Source organism: Streptomyces sp. NPDC021224 (genome assembly GCF_044332905.1).
GTDB lineage: Bacteria > Actinomycetota > Actinomycetes > Streptomycetales > Streptomycetaceae > Actinacidiphila.
Map to the genome: position 1 here is coordinate 637626 of NZ_JBIRPW010000001.1, position 16646 is coordinate 654271.

Genomic DNA, 16646 nt, shown 5'->3' on the forward strand with positions numbered 1-16646 from the left:
CGGTGGAAGCCGGGTCCGGGGAACGGTCGGGCGGCAGCGGGCAGGGCGGTGCGGCAGCGGGCACGGAGCTGCTGCCGTCCACCCGCAGGGCGCTGCTGCACCGGGTGGCGGTGGGGCAGCGGGACGGCCGGGCGCCGTCGCTGGTCGGCGCGGTGGTACGGGACGGGGCGCTGGTCTGGTGCGGCTCGCGCAGCATGATCGAGGGTCATGCGCCGGACGGGGACACCCAGTACCGCATCGGCTCGATCACCAAGTCCTTCGTCGCGGTGCTGGTGATGAGGCTGCGGGACGAGGGCCTGCTCGACCTTGCCGACCCGCTGGCCCGCCACCTCCCGGAGACCGCGGAGCCCGTCGGGCAGAGCGGTGACGCGGCGGCGGGTGCCGGGCTGGACGCCGCGGGCCTGCGCGCGGCCGGGCGTCTGACGGTCGCCCAACTGCTCAGCCACACCTCGGGTATCGCCTCGGAGACCCCCGGCCCCTGGTGGGAGCGCACCCCCGGCGATCTGCGGCCGGAGCTTGCCGACCTGCTGGGCATCGACCCCGTCAAGCACCCCGCGGGACGCCGCTACCACTACTCCAACCCCGGCTTCGCCCTGCTCGGCGCTCTCGTGGAGCGGCTGCGCGGGACGCACTGGTACGAGGCGCTGCGGGTGGAGGTGCTGGAGCCGCTGGGGATGCGGCGGACGACGCTGCTCCCGCAGGCTCCGGCGGCGGGCGGCTTCGCCGTCCACCCGTGGGCGGACGTGATGCGGCCCGAGGCCGTACAGGACACCGGGCGGATGGCGCCCGCCGGGCAGTTGTGGTCGACGGCCGAGGACCTGGGGCGCTGGGCGGCGTTTCTGCTCACCGGGCGGGACGGGGTGCTCGGTGCGGCGACGCTGGAGGAGATGCGGCGGCCCGCCGCGCCCCCCGAGGAGCCGGACGCGGGGTACGGCCTGGGCCTCCAGCTCGCCCGCTTCGGGAAACGGCGCCTGGCCGGGCACACCGGCTCGATGCCCGGCTTCCTGGCCACGGTGTGGGTGAGCCCCGAGGAGGGCGTCGGCGCCGTCGCGCTGGCCAACGCCACCTCGGGGCCCGCGGTGGGAGCCGTCGCCGCGGATCTGCTGGCGATCACCGCCGACGCCGAGCCCGGCCTGCCGCGGGCCTGGCGCCCGGCCGAGACCCTCGCGCCGGAGCTGCTGGAGCTGGCCGGGCCCTGGTACTGGGGGACCAACGCCCATGCGCTGCGGGTCGACGCGGACGGCGGGCTGAGCCTCGCCCCGCTGACGGGCCAGGGCCGCAGCACGAGGTTCCACGTGGAACACCACGGGACGGGCGGCACCTGGACCGGGCGCGAGGGCTACTACGCGGGCGAGACGCTGCGGCCGGTACGGCGGGAGGACGGCTCGCTCAGCCATCTGGACATCGGGTCGTTCGTCTTCACGCGCGAGCCCTACGATCCGTCCGCTCCGGTGCCCGGCGGTTTCCCGGGCTGGAGCTGACGGCGGAACCGGCCGCCTCCACCGGGGCGGCCGCGGGTCCCCCGGCGTCCACCGGGTCGCCCGCGCCCGGCCGGCCCTCGGCGGCGAGCATTCCGCCGGGGGCGGGGGCCCGCAGCAGCACCGCGGCGGCGACCGCGGCCACCACCAGCAGTCCGGCGGCGACCAGGAAGGCCAGGTGGTAACCGCCGGTCAGGGCGCCGCGCAGCGGGTGGCCCGCCGCGGTGAGCCGGTCGGTGCGGGCGGCGGACAGCGCGGCCAGCACCGCGAGGCCCAGCGCGGCACCGATCTGCTGGGCGGTGTTGAAGACACCGGAGATCAGACCGGAGTCGGCCGGGGTGGCGTCGGCCATCCCGAGTGTCATCAGCGCGGGCATCGCGAGCCCGAATGCGGTGCCGAAGACGAGCGTCGCCGGGAGCACGTCGACCGCGTAGGTTGCATGCCCCGCGGGCAGCCGCGCCAGCAGCAGGAAGCCGAGGGCGAAGAGCACAAGGCTCGGCAGCAGCACCGCGCGCTCGCCGAAGCGGGCGCCGAGCCGGGCGGACAGCACGAGCGACATCACGCCGATGACCAGCCCGGTCGGTGCGATGGCCAGGCCGATCTCCAGCGGGTCGTAGCCCTGGACCTGCTGGAGGTAGAGCGAGACGGTGAACTGGAAGCCGAAGCCGCCCGCGACCATGAGCGCCTGCACGATGTTGGCGCCGGTCACCCGGCGGGAGCGGAAGATCCGCAGCGGCATGAGCGGCTCGGTCGCCCTCGTCTGGCGGACCAGGAAGGCCGCCAGCAGCACGAGCGACAGCACCGCGAGGCCGACGGTGGCCCCCGACGTCCAGCCGCGGTCGGCGGTGCCGACGATGGTGTAGACGCCGACCATCAGCGCGGCGGTGACCAGCAGGGCCCCGGGGGCGTCGAGGCCGCGCAGCCGGGCGGTACGGGCGGTGCTCTCGGTGCGGGCCGCGGGCCGGTCGTCGGGCAGCAGCCGCAGGCTCAGGACGGCGGCGGAGGCGCCGATCGGCAGGTTGACGAAGAAGATCCAGTGCCAGTTGACGGTCTGCGTGAGCACGCCGCCGGCCAGCAGTCCGATGACGCCGCCCGCCGACTGCACGAAGCTGTAGACGCCCATCGCCCGGCCTCGGGTGCCCGGGTCGGGGTAGAGGGCGATGACCATGCCCAGGCTGACCGCCGAGACCATCGCGCCCGCCGCGCCCTGGACGAAGCGGGCGGCGATCAGCAGGCCCGCGGAGTCGGCGAGGCCGCAGGCGAGCGAGGCGGCGGTGAAGGCGGTGAGCCCGCCGACCAGGATCCGGCGGCGGCCGAGCAGGTCGCCGAGCCGTCCGGACAGCAGCAGCAGGCCGCCGAACGCGATCAGGTAGGCGTTCACCACCCAGGCCAGCGCGGACTGGGAGAAGCCGAGGTCGTGCTGGATGGACGGCAGGGCGACGGTCACGATCGTGCCGTCCAGGATGATCATGAGCGTGCCCGCACTGAGGACGCCGAGGGCGGCGCTGCGGGATCGGGAAGACAGTGGCATGAGGTCGCCTCCTGGCGGGTGGGGATGCCAGGATCGACCGTAGCAGAAGGTTTTGTTGGGGACTATCTTTTACGGACCTAGCTTCACGAAGATCCGTCGGCCTGCCCCGTCACCGGCAACCCGCCCGTGGCGGCGGCTACTTGCGGGACTGCCGCGGGCGGCGCACCACCTCCGGGCAGTCGACCGGCTCCGCGAGCAGCCCCGTCGCCAGTGCGTTCAGCGCCGCGACAAAGGCGGCACGCTGGGGCTCCGGAAGGACGTCCAGCACCTCCTGGTGCACCCGGTCGACGATCGCCTGCCCCTTGCGCACCACCTCGGCGCCGCTCTCCGTGACCCGGATGATCCGGGCCCGGCGGTCGGTCGGCGACGGCACGCGCTCGGCGAGCCCGGCCTTCTCCAGGTGGTCGACGGTGACGACCATCGTCGTCTTGTCCAGGTCGGACAGGTCGGCGACCTGCGCCTGGGTGCGGTCCTGCTGGGCGGCGTGCGCCAGGACGCAGTGCTCGCGCGGCGACATGCCGATCTCGGCGAGGGCCGCGGTCATCCGCGTGGTGAGCACGTGCGCGGTGTGCTGGAGCAGGTAGGAGACATCCGTGGTGGCGCCGAGCGCGCCTCCCGGCGGGGCGGCGGCGGGGGCTTGTGCGGTCATACCGTCGAGCGTAGCAAAATAGGTCCGCTACGGGATCGTCCCGTAGCGGACCTACTTGGGGGAGCGGTCGCGGAGCGGCGGCCGCTCAGCCCAGCTCGGGGCCGAGCAGGCCGAGCACGCCCTCGATGTTCGCGTCCAGGTAGTGCCGCAGCGTCAGCGGCACGATGTCGACCGAGGCGATGCCCTGCCGGGTGAACGGCACCCGCACCACGTCGTACTCCCCGCAGGGGTCGTCCACCTCGGGCCCGTGCCGCAGCGACAGATCCATCGACTCCAGGCGGCAGGCGAAGAAGTACTGCACCTTCACCCCGTGCGACCCGTCCCCGGCGACGTGCTCGACGGTGTCGACGAAGGCCGGGACCACGTCCGTGACCTTCGCGCCCAGCTCCTCGTCGACCTCGCGGTGCATGGCGGCGACGATGCTCGCGTCGTCGTCCTCCACCCCGCCGCCCGGGGTGACCCAGTAGGGGGCGATGCCCGGCTTGGTGCGCTTGATCAGGACGAGCTGGTCGCCGTCCAGCAGCAGGGCGCGGGCGGTGCGTTTCACGACCGGGCGGGTGGTGGCGTGGCTGGGGTGCGTATCCGGAGGCATGCCAGTCATCTGCCGCGGCCGGAAGCGGGGCAAACGTGCGCACCGCCGGGAATCGGAGCGTGCGGGCCGGCCGTGCGCGTCCGGCGACCGCGCCCGACCGCCCACCCCGTCGCGCCCGGCGGCGGGCCCGTCACGTCAGACGGCCGCCGCCTCGTCCAGCGCGTGCAGCACATCGGCCACGATGTCCTCGGCGTCCTCGATCCCGACGGAGAAGCGGACGAATCCCGGCGGCACCGCGTCCCCGCCCCAGCGCGCGCGGCGCTCGGCGGTGCTCTGGATGCTGCCGAAGCTCGTGGCCTCCGACGTCATCCGCAGGGCCGCCAGGAAGCGTTCGGCGTGCGCCCGGTCGGGCAGGGTGAAGGACACCACGCTGCCGAAGCGGCGCATCTGCCGGGTGGCGACCTCGTGCGAGGGGTCGTCCGGCAACGCCGGGTGCCGCAGATTCATCACTTCGGGGCGTTTGAGCAGAGCCGTGGCAAGAGCCAGGGCGTTCGTGGACTGCTTGTCCACGCGCAGCGCGAACGTCGCGATCGAGCGGTGTGCGAGCCAGGCCTCCATCGGCCCGGGGATCGCGCCGACCGTCTTGCGCCAGTAGCGCACGCTCGCCGCGAGCCCGGCGTCACGCGTGCTGACGTACCCCAGCAGCAGGTCGCCGTGGCCGCTGAGCGCCTTGGTGCCGCTGGCCACCGAGAAGTCGGCGCCGAGCGAGAGCGGCCGCTGCCCCAGCGGTGTGGCCAGCGTGTTGTCGACGGCGACCAGCGCGCCGGCGGCGTGGGCGGCGTCGGCGAGGCGGCGGATGTCGCACACGTCGAGCCCCGGGTTGGACGGGGTCTCCAGCCACACCAGCGACACCCCGTCCAGCGCCGCGAGCTGCGCGTCGCCCGCGGTCGGCGCGAACCGCACCGCGACCCCGTACGACTCCAGGCGCTCGCGCAGCGCGCGCGTCGTCTGGTAGCTGTCGGACGGCAGCAGCACCGTCTGCCCGGCCCTGACCTGCGACAGCAGGACCGCGGCGACGGCCGCCATGCCCGAGGCGAAGACCGCGGTGCCGACCTCGGGGTCGCCCGGTGCCTCCAGCTCGGAGATCGCCGCCTCCAGCCGCTCCCACGTCGGGTTGTCGTCGCGCCCGTAGACGTACGGCCCGGTGGGCTCGCCGGGCAGGTGGTAGTGCGAGACGAAGACCGGACCGGGCAGCGACGGCTCGTACGCCGTGGCCGGCGGCCGCCCCGCGTGCACGCTGCGCGTGCTGTCCCCCGGCCCGGCGGCGTCCCCCCGGCCCGTGGCGTCCTCGGAAGAGTGCGTGGAAAAGTTCGTGCCCCCCGGCTCGGCCGTCACTCGTCGTCCGGGAGGACGACGTGCAGGGCCCAGGACACGATGCTGACGATCAGGCCGCCGACGATCGCGGTCCAGAACCCGTGCACATGGAAGTCCAGGTTCAGCTTGCCCGCGAGCCACGACGTGAGCAGCAGCATCAGGGCGTTCACGACCAGCGTGATCAGCCCCAGCGAGAGGATGAACAGCGGGAAGGACAGCACCTTGACGACCGGCTTGACCAGCCAGTTCACGACGCCGAAGACCAGGGCGACCAATATCAGGCTGAGCACCTTGCGGGCGTTGGAGTCACCGGTGAGGGTGATGTCCTTGATCACCCACGTGGCCACGCCGAGCGCTGCGGCGTTCGCCAGCGTTTTGACGATGAAATTCTTCATGGTGTGATCGTCGCAGACTCAATCGGCTGGACAAGAGACAGAGCGAAACCGTAGCCCGACCGCAGCGGAGGAGTGGCGATGAAGGTGTTCCGGCTGGACGACCTGGACGCGGAACGGGCCGCGAATCAGGGCGCTTACCTGCGCTTTCTCAAGGAGCGCACGATGTCCGCCGGGTTGTACGCGCTGCGCGCCGGTGAGACCGATACGCAGGCGCCGCATGCCCAGGACGAGATCTACCTCGTCGTGAGCGGGCGCGCGGCGCTCACGGTGGGTGACGAAACCACGACCGTCGCGCGCGGCAGCGTCGCCTTCGTCCCGGCCGGCACCCCGCACCGCTTCCACCACATCACCGAGGATCTCAGGGTCATGGTGGTCTTCTCCCCGCCCGAGCCCTAAGGGTGCAGTCAGGGTCGGATCCGGTCTCCTGGGGCCCCGCACGGGGTAGCAGTGGCCCTACAGTCGAAGTACCGGCGGATGCGCCGCCGGAAGGACCGGACCCGAAGAGGGGACGAAGGAGAGTCAAGGCGTCATGGACAAGCTGCTGAAGGGCCTGCCGTGGTGGGTCAAGTGGGTCGCGGTCCCGGTCATCGCGCTGGTGATCTTCGGCTCCCTCGTCGCGGCCCTGGTGAGTTTCGTCATCGGGCTGCTGTTCAAGGTGATCGTGTTCGTGATCCTCGTCGGCGCCCTGGTGCTGGTCGTCAAGCGCTTCACCTCCGGCGGGTCGTCCAAGCGCGACTGGTGACGGCGCCCGCGCCGTACCCCGCCCCTCCCGTACGTCTCCTCCGCCGCCGGTGGCCCCGCCACCGGCGGCGGTCGTGTGCCGGGGGCGCGGCGGCAGTGGCGTGAGACCCCCTGGTCCGGCGGCGCAGGCGGCCGCTACCGTGGGGGCTGCTTTTGCACACGCGGGAGCTCGGAGCACCGGGCTGAGAGGGCGCTGAGGAGCGGGCGCGGGCGTACACCGGTACGCCGGAGCCCCGCCGTCGCTGCGCCGACCGCCGAACCTGTTACCGGGTAATGCCGGCGTAGGGAGTAGGTCTCATGACCACGCAGGACTCACGCACGCACGCCATCGGCTGGCACAAGGACTACGTCACCGGGCCGCGGCCCGGCGTACGCGTCCCCGTCCGCCGGGTGCACCTGACCACCGGGGACGACGTGACGCTGTACGACACGTCCGGCCCGTACACCGACCCCGCGGCGGACACCGACGTCCGGCGCGGCCTCGAACCGCTGCGCGGCGAGTGGATCGCCGCCCGCGCGGACACCGAGGAATACCCGGGCCGCCCGGTCCGGCCCGAGGACGACGGCCGCAAGGCCGCTTCCGGCGGGGACCTCCGCAACCTCGACGCGGTCTTCCCCGGCCGTCCCCGGCTCCCCCGGCGCGGTCTGCCCGGCCGTCCGGTCACCCAGCTCGCGTACGCGCGCCGCGGGGAGATCACCCCCGAGATGGAGTTCGTGGCGCTGCGCGAGAACGTGGCGCCGCAGACAGTGCGCGACGAGATCGCCGCCGGGCGGGCGGTGCTGCCGGCCAACGTCAACCACCCGGAGATCGAGCCGATGATCATCGGCAAGAGCTTCCTGGTGAAGGTCAACGCCAACATCGGCAACTCCGCCGTCACCTCCTCCATCGAGGAGGAGGTCGAGAAGATGACGTGGGCGACCCGGTGGGGCGCCGACACGGTCATGGACCTGTCCACCGGCCGCAACATCCACACCACCCGCGAGTGGGTGCTGCGCAACTCCCCCGTGCCCATCGGCACCGTGCCCCTCTACCAGGCGCTGGAGAAGGTCGACGGCCGCGCCGAGGAGCTGAGCTGGGAGATCTACAAGGACACCGTCATCGAGCAGGCCGAGCAGGGCGTCGACTACATGACCGTGCACGCCGGCGTCCTGCTGCGCTACGTGCCGCTCACCGCGCGCCGCAAGACCGGCATCGTCTCGCGCGGCGGCTCGATCATGGCGGCGTGGTGCCTGGCGCACCACCAGGAGAACTTCCTCTACACGCACTTCGACGAGCTGTGCGAGATCCTCGCCGCCTACGACGTCACCTACTCGCTCGGCGACGGCCTGCGCCCCGGCTCCATCGCCGACGCCAACGACGAGGCGCAGTTCGCCGAACTGCGCACCCTCGGCGAGCTCAACACCGTCGCCCGCGGGCACCAGGTGCAGACGATGATCGAGGGCCCGGGCCATGTCCCGATGCACAAGATCAAGGAGAACATCGACCTCCAGCAGGAGATCTGCGACGGCGCGCCCTTCTACACCCTCGGCCCGCTCACCACCGACATCGCGCCCGCCTACGACCACATCACCTCGGGCATCGGCGCCGCGATGATCGCGTGGTGGGGCACCGCGATGCTCTGCTACGTCACGCCCAAGGAGCACCTGGGCCTGCCCGACCGTGACGACGTCAAGACCGGTGTGATCACCTACAAGATCGCCGCCCACGCCGCCGACCTCGCCAAGGGCCACCCCGGCGCGCAGGCCTGGGACGACGCGCTGTCCGACGCGCGCTTCGAGTTCCGCTGGGAAGACCAGTTCAACCTGGCCCTCGACCCGGACACGGCCCGCGCCTTCCACGACGAGACGCTGCCCGCCGAACCGGCCAAGACAGCGCACTTCTGCTCCATGTGCGGGCCGAAGTTCTGCTCGATGAAGATCAGCAAGAGCATCACGGAGCGCTTCGGCGGCGACGCGGATCCGTCCGTCTCCGACGAGGAGGTGGCGGCGGGGATGCTCAGGAAGTCCGAGGAGTTCGCCGCCGCGGGCAACCGCGTCTACCTGCCGCTGACCGACTGAGCCCACGGTCCGGCGCTGCCCCGGGAGCCCGTCCGCTTCCGGGGCGGCGCCTTGTGCACGCGCGCCACCTCCGCGCCCGTCAGGCGGCGGGGACCGGGGGCGGCCAGCCGACGGTGGAGAAGCTGCGCCACAGGCCGAGGTCCAGGACCGTGGTCGCGGACAGCGAGGTGGCCAGGTACGAACTGGGACGGCCGGGCGGGTCGGTGCAGTTGGCGCCCTTGTGCAGGACGATGTCGATGCCGGTGTTGTTGCTGACCTGGTCCACCCCGCTCGGCGCGAAGGAGTGGCACTTGTCGTGCACCGGGTCCTGGATGGACTGCCGGAAGGTCAGGCCGCGCGTGCCGATGACCTGCCCGCCGGAGGAGTCCGAGCAGCCGCTGGCCGCCCAGACCAGCGGGGCGAGCGCGCACAGGGCGGCGAGCGTACGGCGGACACGCATGGACTTCTCCCGTCTGACCGACCCGCCTGATCAGGTATGGGACGAGTCAAACGCCGCCGGACCGCGCCCGCGAGCGGGGGCGGGCCAACCGGGTGCCGGCACGTCACGGCACCCGGGCCGCTGCGGGCGGGCCGGGGGCGGCTCACTCCGGGGCGTGGTCGGGGCCGCCGAAGTCGGGGCTGGAGAAGTCCGGGCTGCTGAAGCGCGGCGCCGTACGCGGCGGTGATTCCTGCGGGGCGCCGAAGTCGGGCCGGGAGTAGCCGAGCCGCGGGGTGCGGCGCAGCGTCGGTGCGGCGGCGGCGGGCGCGGCGCCCGCGGTCGCCGGGTCGCTCAGCGCTTCCGTCAGGAAGGGCAGCATCCCGCGGGCGAGCAGCGCCTCGTGCCAGGCGTCGCGGGCCGCGAGCACCTCGGGCGGCATGCCCTCCGCCGAGTCGTGGATGGCGCCCGAGCCGTCCCGCAACGCCGTCACCAGCAGCCCTATCGCGCCGACCAGGACGGATGCCGCGGTGACCGCAGCGAAGAACCACCCGGCGGTACGCAGCGGTGAGGCGATGGCCGGCTGCGGGTCCACGGCGGACATCGCGTAGCCGATGAGCAGGAAGATCAGCGCCGCCGCGCCCGCGAGCAGCGGGGTGAGGACGGCGATCACGGCCAGCAGCCCGGCGCCCGACCCGGCGCCCTCCGCGACGCCCATCGCCGCGTACCCGAAGGCCCGGCTCTCCCGCGAGCGGGCGGCCTCGCGCACAGCGGTGCGCGCGTCGGCGCGCAGGGCGCGGTAGTCGTCGTACTCGGCGGCGGCCCGCACGCATATCCGGTCCGCCGCGGCGAGCGCGAGCGTACGCAATTGCTCGGCGTTCAGCGGACTTCCGGCCTCGTCCGGGCCGGTGTCCGCGCCCGCCTCGGCGCCGCCGGTGCGGCCCGTACCTCGGGGGCCCCCGGTGTCGTCCTGGTCGAGGACGATGCGCAGGGCCCGGTCCAGTACGTGCTCGAAATCGGGGCGGTCCTCGTTGAGCAGGTGTGGAGCGGTGGTCATGTGCATCCCCCGATGCTCCGACTCCCCGTACGAGGCCGGTGTTCCGGTGACGGAACGGGCTCGGCCGACCGGATGTGCGGGGAGCGGTGTGCCTACGGATAAGCCGATGGTAGAGCGGGGAGGTGAGAGCGTGACAGGGTGCAACCGCGAAACGGGAAGAAATTGCGGCAGCCGGGTTCCGGCAGAGCTACGGCAAGGGCGGACGGGAGCAACGGGGCACCGGCGCGCAAAACCGAACGGGAGCACTGCGGCACCGGTACGGAAAACCGCACGCCGAGGGCCGGCCGGCCGCGGGAATCGCCGGTGGGTACGACGGGTGGGTACGACCGGTGGCCGCGGAAATTGCCGTGGAAGGCCCTGTGACTAACCGATGAGCGGGAGTTGGGCGACCAGTAGCCGGCCGTCCATCGTCACGCCGCCGTCCATCGCGACCGCGAGGCTGTCGGCGTAGATCATCGGACCGCTCACCTGGTGCCCGTGCTCCTCGCCGTCCTGCGGCCCCTCGCCGCCCGCCTCGCCGAGCAGGTACGGGATCGGGCTGTGGCCGTGCACGACCCGCTGTCCGCCGTAGACACCGAGCAGTTCGCGGGCCGCCTCCGCACCACCGTCGCCGCGGAAGGCGAAGCGCTTGGTGAACTTGCGGAAGAGGTCCCAGCATTCGTCGGCGTCGTTGCGCTGGAGCACGCCGGTGACGGCGTCGTTCATCTCCTCGATGCTGCTGCCGTAGTCCAGGTACGCGGTGGTGTCGGAGTGCACCAGCAGGTGGCCGTCGGTGAGATGGGCCGCGTCCAGCCGGGAGATCCAGGTCAGGTGCCGGTCCTCCAGCCGCTCCATGTCGGAGGGCTGGCCGCCGTTGAGGCGCCAGGCGGCGAGGAAGGAGGCGGTGCCGCCGGTGGAGTTGACCGGCTGGTCGCCGAAGCGGTGGGCGCCGAGCAGCAGCAGTTCGTGGTTGCCCATGAGGGCGCGGCAGTAGCCGCCGGCCGCGGCCGCCTCGGCGGACAGCTGCATGACCAGCTCGATGACGCCGATGCCGTCGGGGCCGCGGTCGGTGAAGTCGCCGAGGAACCACAGCCGGGCGTTGCCCGCCGACCAGTGGCCCGCGTCGTCGACCAGGCCGCGCTCGCCCAGCGCGGCGAGCAGCTCGCCGAGGTAGCCGTGCACGTCGCCGACGACGTAGAGCGGTCCGGGGCGTTCGGGCCGGTCGCCGGGAATCTCCGCGGGCTCGGCGATGACGGGCAGGTCGTGGGCGGTCGGCGTGTACTCGGCGGGGACGAGCGGGGCGTCGCGCTGGGTCGGTTCGTACGGCCGGGGCGGGGCGGGCACCGCGGGGACGTGCGGGGGCGCGGGCGGCGCGCCGTCGAACGAGGCGGAGGGCGCGGAGGCGGGCGCCGGGTAGCCGCCGGGGGCGTGCTCGTGGCCGTAACCGGTGGCGGGCTCGGGTTCGAAGCCCGCGGAGGGGGCGTACGCGGCGGGCGCAGGGCCGAAACCGCCGGACGGCTCGTACCGCGCGGCCTGCTCGGGGCGCGGCTCACGGCCGAGTTCACCGGCGGGGACGTGGCTGGGTCCGTGGCCGGGTCCGTGGCCGTGCTCGCGCAGCGGCTCGCGGCTCGGCCCGCGCTCCGCGGCCTGCTCGTACGCCGGGGCGGACAGCCCGCCCACCGCGTGCTCGTAGCCTGCCGCGCGCTCGAATCCGGGCTCGGGACGCCAGCCTTCCGCGGTCCCGGGCTCGGCCCCCTGACCTGCCCCCTGAGTCATCGACCCCTCCACGCTCGCGCCGCCATCCGCCCATCATAGGAATGACGCTGTCGCGTTGTGACATACCCGGGCAGCTGGATTTCGCAGGGTACAGACAAAACACCGCGTAGTCCCCATGGGAATGCCAAGCCTTGACGAAGGTTGTCCGGGCGCGGTCCGCGGCCCGGTCGTGCGGGGCCCGCGGGCGGATCCGGGACGGCCTGCCGGCGGCCCGGCGCAGGGCTCCGGAGGAGGCCCCGGAAGAGGCCTCCGGGGAGCCCGTGGAGGGGCCCTTCGCCGAGGGGGCCCCTGCGGAGGCCCCGTCCGTACCGTTCCCGGGGAGCGGCGGTCAGCCCTCCCCCTGGCTCGGCCCGCGCGGCGGGCTCACGGTGGTGCGGTGCGGACGCCGCTGCGACGAGGTGCGGACGATCAGCTCGGTGGGCATCACCTGCTGCACCGGGTGGGCGGGTCCGACGCCCTCGATGGCGTCGATGAGCAACTGCACCACGGCGGTGCCGATCCGGCGCGGCTTGAGCGACAGCGTGGTGATCGGCGGTTCGGTGGCGGCGTATCCGGTGCTCTCGCTGCAGCAGACCAGCAGCAGGTCGTCGGGCACCCGCAGACCGTAGCGGCGGGCGGCGGCGAGCAGGTCGGTGCCGTTGGGGTCGAAGAGCCCGTAGACCGCGTCGGGACGGTCCGGGCGCGCGAGTAAGCGGTCGGCGGCGACCGAGCCGGCACACGGATCGTGCGCGGGATAGGCCTCGTAGACCGGCTCCTGCCCGACGCGCTCGCACCACTCCAGGTAGGCGGTCGTCGACAGCCTGGTGTACGTGTCGGTGCTGGTGCCGGTGAGCAGCCCGATGCGGCGGGCGCCGGCGTCGGCGAGGTGGTCGAGGATGCCGAGGACGGCCTCCTCGTGGTCGTTGTCGACCCAGGCGTGCACGGGCAGACTGCCCGCCGGGCGGCCGTCGCTGACCACCGGCACGCCCTGTCGGACGAGTTCGGTGACCACCGGGTCCTGGTCGGAGGGGTCGACGACGACCGTGCCGTCCAGCGCCACATTGCCCCACACGTCGTGCCGCGAGGACGCGGGCAGGATGACCAGGGCGTAGCCGCGGGCGAGCGCGGCGGACGTGGCGGCTCTGGCCATCTCCGCGAAGTACGCGAACTCGGTGAAGGTGAACGGTTCTTCGCCGTATGTCGTCACCGTCAGGCCGATCAGGCCCGACCTGCCGGTGCGCAGAGTGCGGGCGGCGGCGGACGGGCGGTAGCCCAGCCGGTCGGCAACCTCGCGGACATGGCGGCGGGTGGCATCGGGCAGTCGGCCCTTGCCGTTGAGCGCGTCGGAGACGGTCGTGATCGAGACGCCGGCCGCTGCGGCGACGTCCCTGATGCCCGCCCGCTCCAGCCGGCGTCCGATGGACCGGCTCGCCTGGTGATTACCTGCTGCTGTCATGGCGTGCCGATAGTAGGGCGGCGTTGGTCCGTCCGGTGGCCTTCCCGACAGGAGTAGGGAAGAAAGGTTTCTCCATGATCGAAGTCGTTATGCGAGGTGGAATATGCAGGCGGCAGGCCGGGAGTTGGCGGAATACATCCGCGTGGGCGCGATTCCATCGGCCAATGGCCCAGTGCAAGCAGGAGCGGCAACTCACTCCTACGGGGGATGCGCGCCACCCAGCGCGCCACCGGAGCATGGTGCGGCGCACACTCCCGACGCAACTTCCGGCACGCCGAGACCCGGGTGGCGTGGGCCGATGCGCGCGCCACCCCGCGCCGATGCCGCGCCGGTGGCGCGCCACCCCCACCGCGCCACCCCCGCGGCAGGACAGGGGTGGAACAGGGGGTGGGCCGACCGGGTGACGTACCGCACTCCCCAGCGGCGCGGCGCCCTCGTAGGGTGTGGCCATGAGCCCCGAGACCCCCAAGCTGCGCGCGGAACTGGACGGTATCCCGACCTACAAGCCGGGACGCCCGGCGGCGGCCGCCGCCGGCGCGCCCGCCTTCAAGCTGTCCTCGAACGAGAACCCGTATCCGCCGCTGCCCGGCGTCCTGGAGGCGGCGACGGCCGCCGCGGCGTCCATCAACCGCTACCCGGACCTGGCCTGCTCGGAGCTGACCGCGGAGCTGGCCGAGCGTTTCGGGGTGCCGACCGCGCACGTCGCGACGGGGACGGGCTCGGTGGGGGTGGCGCAGCAGCTGCTCCAGGCGACGTCCGGACCGGGCGACGAGGTCATCTACGCCTGGCGGTCCTTCGAGGCTTATCCGATCATCACCCAGATCAGCGGGGCGCGGGCGGTGCAGGTGCCGCTGGACGCCGCGGAGAAGCACGATCTGGACGCGATGGCCGACGCCGTCACCGACCGGACCCGGCTGATCTTCGTGTGCAACCCCAACAACCCGACAGGCACCGTCGTGCGCCGCGCCGAGCTGGAGCGGTTCCTGGACCGGGTGCCGGGCGATGTGCTCGTCGTACTGGACGAGGCCTACCGGGAGTTCATGACCGACCCGGAGGTGCCGAACGGCATCGACGTCTACCGGGACCGGCCCAATGTCGCGGTGCTGCGCACCTTCTCCAAGGCCTACGGCCTCGCCGGGCTGCGCATCGGCTTCGCGATCGCGCACGAGCCGGTCGCCGAGGCGCTGCGCAAGACCGCGGTGCCCTTCGGGGTGAGCCAGCTCGCCCAGGACGCCGCGGTCGCGAGTCTGCGGGCCGAGCCGGCGCTGCTGGAGCGGGTCGCGGGGCTCGTCGCGGAGCGGTCCCGGGTGGTGGCCGAGCTGGCGGCGCAGGGCTGGACGGTGCCGGAGACGCAGGCGAACTTCGTCTGGCTGCGGCTGGGGGAGCGCACCTCGGACTTCGCGGCGGTGTGCGAGCGGGCCGGGGCGACGGTCCGGCCGTTCGCGGGCGAGGGCGTCCGGATCACGATCGGCGAGACCGAGGCCAACGATCTGCTGCTGCGGACGGCGGCCGACTTCCGCAAGGAGCTCTGACCGAGCCCTTCCGGCCACCGAAAAACAACCTCTGACCTGCTCTTTCGCCCTCTGACCACCCCCCGGTGGCAGGGGGCGAACGCATGTGCGCGATACTGCTTGTGAATGAGTTCACGTTCACAAGCGCGACGCAAAAGGAGACGTATCGTGCAGCTCGCACTGGAGCCACTGAACGTCGCCAGGTGGCAGTTCGGAATCACGACGGTCTACCACTTCCTGTTCGTTCCCCTGACGATCTCGCTGTCCGCGCTGACCGCGGGACTGCAGACCGCCTGGGTGCGGACCTCCAAGGAGAAGTACCTCCGGGCCACCAAGTTCTGGGGCAAGCTTTTCCTGATCAACATCGCCATGGGCGTGGTGACGGGCATCGTCCAGGAGTTCCAGTTCGGCATGAACTGGTCGGACTACTCGCGCTTCGTCGGCGACATCTTCGGCGCCCCGCTGGCCTTCGAGGCGCTCATCGCGTTCTTCTTCGAGTCGACCTTCATCGGGCTGTGGATCTTCGGCTGGGACAAGCTGCCGAAGAAGATCCACCTGGCCTGCATCTGGATGGTCTCGCTCGGCACGATCCTGTCGGCGTACTTCATCCTCGCGGCCAACTCCTGGATGCAGCACCCGGTCGGCTACCGCTACAACCCGGTGACCAAGCGGGCCGAGCTGACCGACTTCTGGGCCGTGCTGACCCAGAACACCGCGCTCGCGCAGTTCTTCCACACCATCTCCGCGGCCTTCCTCACCGGCGCCGCCTTCATGATCGGCATCGCCGCCTACCACCTGGCGCGCAAGCGGCACATCGCCGTGATGCGCTCCTCGCTGCGGCTCGCGCTGGTCGTCGCCGTGGTGGCCGGGGCGCTCACCGCGATCAGCGGCGACCAGCTCGGCAAGGTGATGTTCAAGCAGCAGCCCATGAAGATGGCCGCCGCGGAGGCGCTGTGGGACGGCGAGAAGGGCGCGCCCTTCTCGATCTTCGCCGTCGGTGACGTGAACAAGGGCCACAACGAGGTCGCCATCGACGTCCCCAACCTGCTGTCCTTCCTGGCCACCGACAACTTCGGCTCGTACGTGGGCGGCATCAACGACGTCGAGAAGGCCGAACAGCAGAAGTACGGTCCGGGCGACTACCGGCCGAACATTCCGGTCGCCTACTGGGGCTTCCGCTGGATGATCGGCTTCGGTGTCGTCTCGATCGGCGTCGGCGCGGCCGGGCTGTGGCTCACCCGGCGCCGGCTGTGGGTCGCGCCCGAGCACCGCACCGGCCCCGACGAGGTGCCGAACCTGATGCTCACCCGCTCGACCCGCTTCGGTCCGGCTCTGTCCCGCTGGTACTGGCGGGTGGCCCTGCTGACCATGGGCTTCCCGCTGCTCGCGAACTCGTGGGGCTGGATCTTCACCGAGACCGGCCGTCAGCCCTGGGTCGTCTACGGCGTGCTGCGCACCCGCGACGCCGTCTCCCCCGGTGTGACCACCGGCCAGGTGCTGACCTCGCTCGTCGTCTTCACCGCCCTCTACGGGATCCTCGCGGTCGTCGAGATCGGGCTGCTCGTGAAGTACGTCAAGGCGGGCCCGCCGGAGCTGAGCGAGGACGACCTCCGGTCCCCCACCCGGATCGGCGGCGGCGGCGGTACGGCCGACGGCGACGCCGAGGACGCCGACCGGCCGATGGCCTTCTCGTACTGAGCGGCAGGAGGAAAAGA

Annotated in this window: 15 protein-coding genes and 1 riboswitch; of the genes, 6 read left to right on the forward strand and 9 right to left on the reverse strand. The window is 72.5% G+C overall.

The genetic code is table 11. The features are described 5' to 3' along the window. Positions 1-68 precede the first annotated feature (68 nt). Complete coding sequence (locus tag ACH4PY_RS02805) at positions 69-1481, forward strand: serine hydrolase domain-containing protein (protein ID WP_398176048.1); 1413 nt, start codon at positions 69-71, stop codon at positions 1479-1481. On the opposite strand, the gene ACH4PY_RS02810 is transcribed toward ACH4PY_RS02805, so the two are convergent. The 5 genes from ACH4PY_RS02810 to ACH4PY_RS02830 form a co-directional block, all read right to left on the reverse strand. Further along, the gene (locus tag ACH4PY_RS02810) at positions 1420-3009 is read right to left on the reverse strand and encodes a DHA2 family efflux MFS transporter permease subunit (protein ID WP_398175183.1); all 1590 of its coding nucleotides are present in this window, start codon (positions 3007-3009) and stop codon (positions 1420-1422) included. The two genes, ACH4PY_RS02805 and ACH4PY_RS02810, sit on opposite strands and share 62 nt — an antisense overlap. 136 nt (positions 3010-3145) lie before the next feature. Beyond that, entirely contained in the window at positions 3146-3658 is a 513-nt protein-coding gene (locus tag ACH4PY_RS02815; RefSeq protein ID WP_398175185.1) for a MarR family winged helix-turn-helix transcriptional regulator, read from the reverse strand. An 85-nt stretch (positions 3659-3743) separates the two neighbouring features. Then, positions 3744-4250, reverse strand: coding sequence for an NUDIX domain-containing protein (locus tag ACH4PY_RS02820; RefSeq protein WP_398175187.1), 507 nt, complete (start codon positions 4248-4250; stop codon positions 3744-3746). Positions 4251-4385: 135 nt separating this feature from the next. Beyond that, the gene (locus ACH4PY_RS02825) at positions 4386-5585 is read right to left on the reverse strand and encodes a cystathionine gamma-lyase (RefSeq protein ID WP_398175188.1); all 1200 of its coding nucleotides are present in this window, start codon (positions 5583-5585) and stop codon (positions 4386-4388) included. Further along, positions 5582-5959 (reverse strand): phage holin family protein, encoded by a 378-nt coding sequence (locus tag ACH4PY_RS02830; protein WP_398175189.1) that lies wholly within the window; start codon positions 5957-5959, stop codon positions 5582-5584. The genes ACH4PY_RS02825 and ACH4PY_RS02830 overlap by 4 nt, the downstream gene beginning before the upstream one ends. 78 nt (positions 5960-6037) lie before the next feature. On the opposite strand from ACH4PY_RS02830, the gene ACH4PY_RS02835 reads away from it, so the two are divergent. The 3 genes from ACH4PY_RS02835 to thiC all read left to right on the forward strand — a co-directional run bounded on the left by ACH4PY_RS02835 (position 6038) and on the right by thiC (position 8758). Further along, positions 6038-6355 carry a cupin domain-containing protein gene (locus ACH4PY_RS02835; protein ID WP_398175191.1) on the forward strand — a complete coding sequence of 106 codons (318 nt, stop codon included), beginning with the start codon at positions 6038-6040 and terminating at the stop codon, positions 6353-6355. Positions 6356-6488: 133 nt separating this feature from the next. Further along, the gene (locus tag ACH4PY_RS02840; RefSeq protein WP_031512659.1) at positions 6489-6701 is read left to right on the forward strand and encodes a DUF5326 family protein; all 213 of its coding nucleotides are present in this window, start codon (positions 6489-6491) and stop codon (positions 6699-6701) included. A gap of 150 nt (positions 6702-6851) precedes the next feature. Beyond that, positions 6852-7005: riboswitch (TPP riboswitch) on the forward strand. After that, positions 6998-8758 carry a phosphomethylpyrimidine synthase ThiC gene (thiC, locus tag ACH4PY_RS02845; RefSeq protein WP_398175193.1) on the forward strand — a complete coding sequence of 587 codons (1761 nt, stop codon included), beginning with the start codon at positions 6998-7000 and terminating at the stop codon, positions 8756-8758. (Overlaps the previous riboswitch by 8 nt.) Positions 8759-8837: 79 nt before the next feature. On the opposite strand, the gene ACH4PY_RS02850 is transcribed toward thiC, so the two are convergent. The 4 genes from ACH4PY_RS02850 to ACH4PY_RS02865 all read right to left on the reverse strand — a co-directional run bounded on the left by ACH4PY_RS02850 (position 8838) and on the right by ACH4PY_RS02865 (position 13420). Next, positions 8838-9197 carry a hypothetical protein gene (locus tag ACH4PY_RS02850; protein WP_398175195.1) on the reverse strand — a complete coding sequence of 120 codons (360 nt, stop codon included), beginning with the start codon at positions 9195-9197 and terminating at the stop codon, positions 8838-8840. Between the two features lie 142 nt (positions 9198-9339). Beyond that, on the reverse strand, positions 9340-10236 hold the full coding sequence (locus ACH4PY_RS02855) for a hypothetical protein (protein WP_398175197.1): 897 nt from the start codon (positions 10234-10236) through the stop codon (positions 9340-9342). A gap of 357 nt (positions 10237-10593) precedes the next feature. Continuing rightward, positions 10594-11985: a metallophosphoesterase gene (locus tag ACH4PY_RS02860; RefSeq protein ID WP_398175199.1), complete on the reverse strand. Its 1392-nt coding sequence runs from the start codon at positions 11983-11985 to the stop codon at positions 10594-10596. A gap of 328 nt (positions 11986-12313) precedes the next feature. Beyond that, positions 12314-13420, reverse strand: coding sequence for a LacI family DNA-binding transcriptional regulator (locus ACH4PY_RS02865; protein ID WP_398175201.1), 1107 nt, complete (start codon positions 13418-13420; stop codon positions 12314-12316). Positions 13421-13869: 449 nt separating this feature from the next. On the opposite strand from ACH4PY_RS02865, the gene hisC reads away from it, so the two are divergent. Both hisC and ACH4PY_RS02875 read left to right on the forward strand, forming a co-directional pair. After that, positions 13870-14952 (forward strand): histidinol-phosphate transaminase, encoded by a 1083-nt coding sequence (gene hisC / locus ACH4PY_RS02870; protein WP_398175203.1) that lies wholly within the window; start codon positions 13870-13872, stop codon positions 14950-14952. Between the two features lie 147 nt (positions 14953-15099). Further along, complete coding sequence (locus ACH4PY_RS02875) at positions 15100-16629, forward strand: cytochrome ubiquinol oxidase subunit I (protein WP_398175205.1); 1530 nt, start codon at positions 15100-15102, stop codon at positions 16627-16629. Positions 16630-16646 lie beyond the last annotated feature (17 nt).